Below are 10,615 nucleotides of genomic sequence, written 5' to 3'. Positions count from 1 at the left end.
TTACACACATTTCACTGTACTCAAAACAGGACAGACAACTTTTCCTCCGGCAAAAATTCTGTTTTTCAGCGTTTAATTTAAAGTAGATATATAATTGGCATACTCTTGGCTTTACTCTGAGAGCAAGGCAAAATCATGAAAAAAAGAGCTTTCAAATTAACATCCGCAATACACCAGGCGAACCGGGATAATGACCTGCCGGTTGTCTGATCAGCATATATCTATCAAAATTGTCTATCATAAGAACAGGAATTTGTAAACAGATTCCTGTTCTTTTATTTTGCAGATGTTCCGGTAATATCTTCAAATATCCGGGGGTTCTGTTAGCTCAAATGATTTTGGGTCAAGAATGTTTAAATTAGTTAGCCGGGAAACGTTTCAGTTCCCGATTTGTGGTTTCATATATCCCAGTTCACACAGTGCATCGTGCACCTTCCTCACAATATTACTTCCCGCTTTCTGTTCGGCTTCAGTTAGTTGTTCAGGACTTATACCCCACTTATGACTCCAGTACCTGACTTCGTAATCTTCGTCCAGGCTGATCCGATCCCTGTCCGGATTGCCCTTCCAATTTGGATTGTCCATAGCTTCAGCATTAATGATTTACCTCAATACAACCTGTATTGAGGTAAAAATGTTTCTGCCTTATCTAATTTCAAAACGGTAAGTGCCGGGCTGCAGACTATAAGAGTCTTTCAGTGCGCCGGAATTTGTTACCGCAGCAAGGTTTGTATTGGCGGATCTCTTCCCGTTAACATCCAGGATTTTAGTCTTTCCTGCAGGAAGGCGGGCTTCTGCAGTGGAGTTAGGAGGAACCGTAACGCTGTAAATCACTTTATTGCCGGTCTTCTTCCAGGCAGAACGGATGATACCGTAGGGACCGCTGTGTTCTGCTGAAAATTCGTTCAGCCCGGCCGGAAAAGTGGGCTCGAGGAGCACATTTTTGAAGCCGGGATGGCGCTCATCCGGCTTGATCCCTCCGGGTCCCTTATAAAGCCAGGCACCAATCTCGCCGAACATCATGTGATTGAGTGAAATGTCGCGTGCTGCTTTGATGTCCCAGTTCTCATACAGGGTAGTTGCGCCATTTACGATCCACCATCCCCATGAAGGGTAAGTATCCTGGCGCGCAAGCTTATAGGCTGTCTCTCCATATCCATTTTCGCTTAGCGCGTTCAGGATCGCTTTTGCTCCCAGGACCCCTACATCCAGATGAAAGTTACTCTCTTCGACCTTTCGTGCCAGATTGGCCGCTACTTTTTGTTTATACTCTTCGGGCACCAGGCCCCAGAACAGGGGAACGCTGAGTTCCGTTTGAGTACCGCTGGCATAAGTCCCGGCAGCAGCATTAAAATATTTCCCGTTTATGGCCTTCCTGATCTTCTCTGCGAGGGCCGAATAATAAGTTTGATCTTCTTTCTTCCCGAATAAACCTGCTGCTTTGGATAAAATAAGTGCATCGGCATAGTAATATACAGACGATGTCAGTTCAAGGGAAGACTGCGATTTTACAGGTACCCAATCACCCCTTCCCCAGGAAGTAAGGCCGTCCGGACTGATGCTTTCCACATAGTTAACATAACGGCGGATATTATCATAGCATTCCTCCAGCAGGCGGCTGTCTCCATAGAACAGGTAAACGTTCCAGGGGATAATGGCAATAGTACTGGTCCAGTCTGTGCCGTTCGCCGTTCCGTAGCCCCAGCCTCCTGTCGGAATAATATCAGGAAGCACCCCGTTAGGCTGCTGCTCGTCGCGGTGGTCGGCCAGCCACTTTTCATATATCGTGATTGCATCGAAATTATAAAGTCCCGATTCTACAGCAAAATGCCCGTCACCGGTCCATCCGTTCTTCTCCCTCTGGGGGCAGTCGGTCGGGTACCCATAAAGATTGGACAGGTAAGAGTTGTTGGTGGCTGCCCAGATTTTATTGATCAGGTTATCCGAGGATGAAATTTTTCCCGCAACCGGAACATCACTATGCATAAAATACCCTGTGAGGCTCTCCCTGGTAAACTTTACCGGCTTGCTGGTGGTCACTTCCACATATTGAAATCCTTTATAATTGAACTTCGGCATAAAAGTTTCCGTGCCCTTTCCGCTTAAGGTATAAAAGTCTGTCTGGAAGGGGTCTTTATTATCCCTCGGTCTGTAATAGACGTCGATGTTCGACATGTCCAGATTGCCATCATCCTTTAACCGCTCTCCGTGCGTCAGACGCAATACAGTTCCCTCTTCCCCCTTTACGCTGATCTCGGCGACCCCTGCTATGTTCCGTCCAAGGTCAAAAAGCCATGTACTGTCGTTCATCTGCTTAGCCGATTTCGCTGGTATCTTTTCCACATTGCGGATTGGATGAAGCGCTTGCGCTACAACATTTTGAGAGGGGGCAGACCTGAGGTTTACACCTCTCCACTTTGAATCGTCGAAATTCGCAGAACTCCATCCGGACAATTCCTTTCGGGCGTCGTAATGCTCGCCAGTATAGATATTATTTGATAAGATCGCGCCGGAGCTGCTTTTCCAATCCAGGCTGCTGCTGATCGTTTCGGTACTGTTATCTTCATACGTGATCCTCAGATCGAAACAAAAGGCAGGCCGGTTTCTCCACGGAGCCCTGTCAAAGTCCCATACCGCCAGGGGCTGATGATTATACCAGCCGTTGCCCAAAAGTACCCCTACAGCATTTCTTCCTTCCTGCAAACTGGCCGTTACGTCGTAGGTTACATAGACATTCCGCCGGTCAAAGCGCGTATACACCGGGTCGAGCCGGTGATTGCCGATCTTTTTGCCGTTTATATACAATTCGTAAAGCCCTGCCACCGCAATATATGCACGGGCACTCTTTACCCGCTTACCCGAATTAAACTCTTTCCGGAAATAAGGCGCGGGGCGGGTGTCCATCGATTGACCGTCGGAGATCCAGTTACCGCGCCACCCCCCATTTCCCATCATTCCGGTCTCAAATGACGAAACTGCGGAACTTAACTTTTTTCCCTGGCCATCCCATAACTCTACCCTCCAAAAATAGCTTGAAAATCGATTTAGCACTTTGCCACTATAAGAGATCATCTGATTTCCTGTCATCAATTTCCCGCTATTCCACATGTTCCCGATTCCTTTAGTTACCTCCACTGAATCAGTCCCCACAATCACCTGGCAGGCAGCCTGTACAGCGGTTCCCTGGGAATCTTCGATACGCCAGGATAAACGGGGTTTCGAGGCATCTATTCCCAGAGGACGGACTAAATGCTCGCACTGAAGATCCACGGGTGAGGGTTCTCCGGCTGCAAATGCAGCATCAGAAAACATTAAAAAGACCGGAATAGTAAAAGAAGCAAATCTGGTTAATTTTAATTTCATGGTTGTTTGGTTGTAAAAAATATAAAGCGCGGAACCCCGGCATGAGGACAAAGCCGCTTTACAATAATAACTCCTCTGCATGGAAGAACTGTCATGTTCTGTCCTGCAGAGAAAATGCCCCATGTTGTTCGTGAGTACCTGGTTCCGCCAGTTAGTTATTAAGTGAAAAGATCCTGTCGAGCAACATCCATTTCTCTCCCGGCTTCGCTCCCGGCAATTGCCGCTGATACTTCCACATCAAATCTTCCCACTCCTGAACTTTGGCATCAGCGGCATCCATTTCAGCCTTTTTCTCAAAGCTGAAAGAATCGTGCGTGTCCAGAATCATAAACAGGCGGGTGCCTGTGCGATAGATCTCCATATCCAGGATGCCCGAATTCCGGATACTCCCGATGATTTCCGGCCAGACAGCCCTGTGGTATTCTTCATATTCCCTGATCAGTCCGGCGTCATCTTTAAGGTCGAGTGCAAAACAGTATCTTTTCATCAGTTTGATATTAGTTGTCGTCGTGGTTTTTACGGTCAGCATAGGATTGTCCGGTCACCAGCATCAGGAAATCAAACAAGCTAACATCCGTCGGCACGTTAATTTTCTTCCTTAACCGGTACCGGCTTACTTCTACAGCACGGATGGTAATGTTCATAAGCTGTGCCATCTCCTTGGTGGTCAGATTCATTTTCAGGTAGGCACAAAGCTTCAGATCATTCGAACTGAGCTGCGGAAATTTCTCCTTCAATATACTGAGGTAGTTGGAGTGCACATGATCAAAATGGATGGAGAAATGATGCCAGTCGGAATCCGCCTTATCAGAATCATCCAGAAGCCGCAGCACTCTTTTTACGTTGGCAGAATATTCTCCCTGGTCTTCCTTGATCAGCGGCATTAACTCGGCCCTGATCTTCGACAATAACTTTCCCCTCTGCACCAGGTGCATCGTCGTTGTGGCCAGTTCTTTATTTTTATAAACCACCTCTGCTTCCAGCTTCTCATTCTGAAGAGACACGATCTTCTTTTCATTGCGCTCCAGTTCCAGCTGATGCTGGTATTTGAGATGCTTTTGTTCGTTTTCGTGTTTTCTCCGCTGCCTGGTAATGATCAGGTACACCATCGCCACGAGCAGCAGCATATATACTGAATAAGTCCAGTAAGTTTGATACCACGCCGGCCTTATCTTAAACGTATAGTTCACAACAGCCGATTCACTTCCAAGGTTGTTCCGCGCCTTTACCCGAAAGGTGTAAGTACCCGGAGGAAGGTTAGTGTAGTCTTTTTCACTCTTTGCGTTCCATTCAGACCAGTTCCTGTCGAATCCAAGCAGCTGAAAACTATACTCGGTATTATCGCGATGCTCAAAAAGGGACGAAGCATATTCAAAGTGGAGAGAGTTAAACCGGTGTGGCAGCGAGGGAAGAACATCTTTACTCTGCGTGGTTTTAATACTCCCGTTTTCAACAAAGTAACCACCGAAAATGATGCTGTCCGTCTCCCCTGTTAATCTCACCTGCCCGATCATGACTCTTGGCTTATCGAGCTTTTTCGCATACTTTTCGTAGTTGATATGAAATACACCCTGGTTTGCCCCAATAAAAATATTGTTCTTATTATAAGGGTAAATACTGACAAAGCCAGCCACAATCCTGGCGGTAAGCTCCGGAAAATAGATGACAGAAAATGGCTTCTTTGATGATTTCTTTAAGAAATCAATCACCCCTATCTTCTTATTGGATACAAACCAGACATTTCCTTCAGTATCTTCCTTCAGATATTCGATAGTGGTATTCTTCAGGATATCATTGAAAAACGGACTCCTGATAAACCGGTTATCCGAAGGGTTGTATTCATAGATTCCCCTGGCCGTTGAAACCACGATCCTGTTCCTGACGAAGAAGACATAGTTATAGAGTGAAAATGGAAGCCCGTCTTTCTGCGTGTAAAGCGCAGACTTGATCACCCGGCTTTTGTCGGCAGACAACACGAACCGGAAGATGCCCCGGTAAGGATGTGAAGCCCATGCGGTATTGTTCTCCGTGTCGTAAGTAAGAAATCTTAGTGGTTCCGTAACTGCCCCCAGAGGACCCTTATTAACGAAACCCGCCTTATCAAAACCAAGCCGATACAAACCATTATAGGTACCGGCGATAATATCATGCGAGGGATAAACAGCAGACACCGGCTGAAAAAGCCATGTTCCCGGATACTTGTAGATCTGTTTAGCCTTCGTCCCGTTTATCACGAAAGCGCCGTCCTCATGGCCAAGCAGCAGGCATTTATTCACTTCTGCCAGGTTCCATACCTGTCCTGAGGTATTTTCCACTTCCCTGAAGCGCCCGGGAGAATAACTGAGATCCTTATTCTTCAAATTTACGGGGGACACAAAAACCCCGTTAGACGTCCCGATGTAAAGCTCCTGGTTATAGATAATTGTGCTGTAGCTCGTTACTTGTTTGCTGCGATCGGAATAGATGGTTTTAATGGCACTGCTATAGGCGATATAACCGATCCCATTGTCGAGCCCCACCCAAAGGTTCCGGTCACGGTCAAGAAAGAGGCTCCTGATATTATCCTTCTGCAAGCCATCGGCAGAAGAAAAATGCTGTACGATCTCTCCACGCCTGTCCATGATCATGACTGCCGACGAGGTGGTCCCGAGCGCATAATGTTCTTTATCAATCTGGATGGCCCGGAAGATCCTCGCATCCCGGAATAAAGCATCTGCGCTGCTTTCTTTCCTGGTCAGCTGTGAACCCGCCAAAAGGAAAAGACCGTTTTTAAGTGTGGTAATTAAAAGCGTATCCCCACGATAAGGCAGGATACCAGAGATGACCTCACCCTTCAGTCTGGCATCATCACACAGCAAATCCAGCCGCCCGTTTTTGTACACCATGAGCCCCTGCCTCAGATCCTGGGCAAAGAACTCTCCGTCTACAAGACCCGCATATTCCCATTCGCTGGCAGCCCTGAGCACCTCAATCTTTTCATCCTTCAGTCTGAACAGCTTGTCCATCGTCCTGAAAAATACATCACTGCCTTTTGCCACGATATTCCATACATCCGAAAACTGCCTTGCTGAAGCAGGGATCAGGTTTTTAAGCGACGTAAACTTCAAAACGCCGCGTTCATCAGGAAAGAAATAGCCCATTTCGTCCTGCCCTCCCACATAGATCCTTCCGTCGGGCGTCAGCCTCACCGATCTTACGATCGTTTTATTGGGCAGGGGGTAAATTTTCCAGTAACAGCCGTTAAAAGTCAGAAGACCCTCATTATTGGCAAAATATAATATTCCGCTCTTATCCTGCTGAATATCCCAATTTTGCGTACCGCCTTTATAATCAAGGGTACTGTAATTGGTAATGTGCGGAAGCCCTATTGAGTTTTGGGCAGAGGCAAGAGTGCTGCAAAAGAATAGAAAAATAAAGGTTAGTTTCCCCGGGTTCATCATGGTGTTGCGTAAAAATAACGATTCCATTGAAAGCATCAAGACTTCAACAGTATTTCAAATAAAAAATGACAAACCAAAAGAAAAAACAGCGGGCTTTTCCTGTGTGCCTGCGACCTGCCAGGGGGCTATTCCCGGCAACAGCTCCGGGAGGGGCCGGCACCTCCTGATGCACTCCCGGCAGAAGGATGCCATACAGCCAGTTCAAAGAGCTGCCTGATCCCTATTCTATCCCGGTGGGATAAGAGTCCTGCATGTTAGCATATTGAGAGAACAGTGAGAGCACGGTGAGTGCACGTTATCCGGGAAAAGGGTGCACTCACCGTGCTCTCAACGTGCTGTCATGGTGCTCTCATCTCCCATAGAGTCCCCGAAGGGATCCCGGTATGGCCACATAAAGCTATGAATAATCCAGGAATCTTCCCTCAATAAAACATACTATTCAACCCGTCGGACCTTTCTGTTGCCGTAAGCTGCCTGATAACCATAAAAAGGATCTAAAGGCGTTCCTCCGGGCGGTGCTGCCGCCATGTAGTAGTATTGTTGTAGGGTAAATGAGGAAAAAACGCCTCAAAGAAGGCTGTAAATGGCGTTTTGTATTGTCGTTGTTGTAGGCTGAAATTGATCCTGCGGACAATGTATTGATACCTTTGGAAAGTGATACCGGCATACCCTGCCCGATCACAATAAATCAATTATTCACTTAAATCAATTTACTATGAATGGAAAAAGTACTTTGTTTTTCCTGATCCTCTATTTTATCGCCTCTTCCGTGCTTTATGCACAGGAGATGGTTATTACAGGAACAGTCACTTCGCAGAAAGACGGAACCGGTTTGCCCGGAGTCACTGTCATGATCCAGGGAAGCAAACAAGGAGTCTCAACAGACATCAACGGTTCTTTTAAAATTACAGTACCCCGTTCGGGAACGGTCCTTTCCTTCAGTCAGATCGGGATGGAAAGCCAGACATTTACAGTAAGGGACAATAAGCCCGTGCGGATAGCTCTCGCGGAGAAAGCCAATGAGCTGAGTGAAGTAGTGGTGGTGGGTTACGGAACGCAGTTACGCAGGGCCGTCACAACCGCCATTTCCTCCGTTAAACCGGAGCAGATCACCCAGACACCGGTACAGCGGATCGAGCAGGCGCTCCAGGGTAGAATAGCGGGCGTACAGGTTTCGAACGTATCAGGCGCGCCGGGAGAAGCTCCGACCGTCCGTATAAGAGGGATCGGAACGAATGGAGATGCCTCTCCCCTGTACATAGTGGATGGGTTCCAGGTTAACGGTATCGACTACCTGAATCCCGCCGACATTCAATCAATGGATGTCCTGAAGGACGCTGCCTCTACGGCCATTTATGGTGCCAGAGGAGCAAATGGGGTAGTGCTGATCACCACCAAAAGCGGCACCAAAGACGGAAGCATGCGTATTATTTACGATGGCTACCAGGGTGTTCAGAGCGCCTGGAGAAAGCTTCATATGCTCGATGCACATGAATACGCGATCATGATGAATGAAGGCGCAGGGAATGCAGGAATCGCCCCTCCCTTCCCGGATCTCAGCCTATACCCGGCGGGCTATGGAACGGACTGGCAGAAAGCCATCTTCGATGACAGCGCCCCCATAATGAACCACCAGCTGACTGTTTCGGGAGGAACAGAAAAAAGCAATTACGTTGCTGCTGCTTCTATCTTTGATCAAACCGGGCTGGTTGGAGGAGACAAGTCAAATTTTAAAAGATATACCTTCAGGGTAAATGCAGATAACAAAGTAAAAGACTTCCTGAAGATCGGGACTAATATTGCTTATTCACAAATTAAAAGGAAGGCTTTCGACCCTAACCAGGAGTTTGGGGGAATCCTCAGTAATGCACTGAACCTGGATCCGATCACACCGGTACTGATGACAGACCCTGTGGTTCCGGATACCTACGCTGCGAATTCCGTCAGGAATTCAGACGGGGTACTTTATGGGATATCGACAAGGGTTGCGCAGGAAGTTGTCAACCCTCTTGCCAGGCTGGCTGTTACAAACGGAGGAACCAGGGTGGATAAGTTTGTGGGCAACCTTTCTGCCGACCTTCAGATCGCCAGGCATATTACTTTCAGGTCAACATTCGCTGCCGACCTTGCATTTCAGACGGATAACAATTATTCGCCGCTGTTTTATCTGAACCAGGCACAGTTTAACAATACCCGTTCTGTGAATAAGTCAGTAAAACGCTGGTATACCTGGCAAACAGAAAATTACATCAATTACGATAACACATTTAATAAACATACCCTGAATGTCACGGTAGGAACAACGGCAAGAAAAGAAAACTTCGAAGATCTTTTCGGGTCGAATACCGGGCTTGTTGTCAGCGATCCTTCCATGGCTTACCTCAACCTGGCTACGGGAGCCCAGACAGCTACGGCTAAAGGGGGAGCAAGTGAAGTTGCCCTTTTGTCTTTGTTCAGCAGGATTAACTATAACTATGCAGGAAAGTATATTTTCTCTGCAACGATCAGGAGAGACGGTTCCAGCCGTTTCGGTGCCAATAACCGGTACGGAACCTTCCCTTCTGTATCCGGAGGATGGATATTCTCTGAAGAAGGTTTCTTCCCCAAGGGCAAATTCGTGAATTATGGAAAACTGAGGATGTCTTGGGGCCAGAACGGAAACGACCGTATAAACGACAACTACCCATGGGCCCCCGTTATATCGGTGGGAAGAGGATATAGTTTTGGAGACGGATACCAGAGCGGAGCTTCTCCCGGATACATGGCCAATCCTGACATCAAATGGGAAGCATCAGAACAAACAGATATCGGCCTGGATCTCGCCTTCCTGAACAACAGGCTGAGCTTTAGCGGCGATTACTATATCAAGACGACAAAGGACTGGCTGCTTACCCTGCCGATCCCGCGCTATTCAGGGGTGCCTGCAGGCTCGGGAAATGGCGGATCCGTAAGGAACTCGGGAATTGAGCTGGCCCTCAACTTCCAGCAAAAGATAAATGACTGGAGCATTTCGCTGGGAATCAACGGCAGTTACAACAAGAATGAAGTAACGGAGATCAACAACGCAGAAAAGAAATTACCTGGTGCAGGGATCTCAACATACGGGCAGGTTGCTCAAAGCACGGTCGGCGACCCGTTCTCTTACTTCTACGGGTATAAAATGAACGGGATATTCCAAAACCAGGCTGAAGTAGATGCCTATGTAAAAGATGGCCAGAAGATCCAACCTTACGCACAACCGGGGGATGTGAGATTCGTTGATAAGAATAACGACGGGAAGATTGACGCGGCAGACCGCATGTACCTGGGGATGCCGATGCCTGATATTTTTGCCGGTTTTAACTTTAACGTAAGCTACAAGAACTTCGACCTGGGCGGATTCTTCAGTGGTTCATTCGGTAACCAGATCTTTAACGGTATCAGAAGGCATGACCTTAAAGACGCCAATATGTCTACCATGTATCTGAACAGGTGGACTGGAGAAGGAAGCACCAATGAGATGCCCCGTTTTACCTGGAATGATGCGAATAAAAATTACACCAACATATCCGACCTGTATCTCGAAGACGGTGATTTTGTACGCCTGAAGACCCTGCAACTTGGCTATAATCTCGGACGGGCTGCCCTGTCTAAGATCAGGCTGCAAAAGCTCAGGATCTATATCTCGGGCGATAACCTGATCACATTTACAAACTACTCAGGTTTTGACCCCGAAATCGGTGCAAGAACCACGCTGGACATAGGGATTGACCGGGGAGTATACCCGCAGTCGCGCACCCTCAGGCTGGGATTGAACGCAACTTTTTAGACAG

The 10,615-nt window shown here is 47.5% G+C and carries 5 protein-coding genes; 1 reads left to right on the top strand and 4 read right to left on the bottom strand.

The features are described from left to right. Positions 1 to 378: 378 nt before the first annotated feature. The 4 genes from DDR33_RS21450 to DDR33_RS21435 all read right to left on the bottom strand — a co-directional run bounded on the left by DDR33_RS21450 (position 379) and on the right by DDR33_RS21435 (position 6,830). A complete protein-coding gene (locus DDR33_RS21450) occupies positions 379 to 585 on the bottom strand; it encodes a DUF3606 domain-containing protein (protein WP_109417854.1) in 207 nt (68 codons plus the stop codon). Between the two features lie 60 nt (positions 586 to 645). Next, positions 646 to 3,363 (bottom strand): alpha-L-rhamnosidase, encoded by a 2,718-nt coding sequence (locus tag DDR33_RS21445; protein ID WP_109417853.1) that lies wholly within the window; start codon positions 3,361 to 3,363, stop codon positions 646 to 648. 151 nt (positions 3,364 to 3,514) lie between these two features. Continuing rightward, entirely contained in the window at positions 3,515 to 3,850 is a 336-nt protein-coding gene (locus tag DDR33_RS21440) for an L-rhamnose mutarotase (protein WP_109417862.1), read from the bottom strand. 10 nt (positions 3,851 to 3,860) lie between these two features. Then, positions 3,861 to 6,830: a triple tyrosine motif-containing protein gene (locus tag DDR33_RS21435; protein WP_238387889.1), complete on the bottom strand. Its 2,970-nt coding sequence runs from the start codon at positions 6,828 to 6,830 to the stop codon at positions 3,861 to 3,863. 688 nt (positions 6,831 to 7,518) lie between these two features. Between DDR33_RS21435 and DDR33_RS21425 the strand changes: the two genes are divergently transcribed. Then, positions 7,519 to 10,611, top strand: a complete 3,093-nt coding sequence (locus DDR33_RS21425; protein ID WP_109417851.1) for a SusC/RagA family TonB-linked outer membrane protein — start codon at positions 7,519 to 7,521, stop codon at positions 10,609 to 10,611. Positions 10,612 to 10,615 lie beyond the last annotated feature (4 nt).

Origin of the sequence: Pararcticibacter amylolyticus (assembly GCF_003130405.1) — a bacterium.
Classification (GTDB): Bacteria; Bacteroidota; Bacteroidia; order Sphingobacteriales; family Sphingobacteriaceae; genus Arcticibacter; species Arcticibacter amylolyticus.
Note: the sequence above shows the minus strand (reverse complement) of the source record. Positions and strands in the feature narration are given on the sequence as shown.

Bases quoted from the DNA above. Each gene is read 5' to 3' on its own strand.
- DDR33_RS21440 (WP_109417862.1), bottom strand. From the start codon at position 3,850: ATGAAAAGATACTGTTTTGCACTCGACCTTAAAGATGACGCCGGACTG.
- DDR33_RS21435 (WP_238387889.1), bottom strand. From the start codon at position 6,830: ATGGAATCGTTATTTTTACGCAACACCATGATGAACCCGGGGAAACTA.
- DDR33_RS21450 (WP_109417854.1), bottom strand. From the start codon at position 585: ATGGACAATCCAAATTGGAAGGGCAATCCGGACAGGGATCGGATCAGC.
- DDR33_RS21425 (WP_109417851.1), top strand. From the start codon at position 7,519: ATGAATGGAAAAAGTACTTTGTTTTTCCTGATCCTCTATTTTATCGCC.
- DDR33_RS21445 (WP_109417853.1), bottom strand. From the start codon at position 3,363: ATGAAATTAAAATTAACCAGATTTGCTTCTTTTACTATTCCGGTCTTT.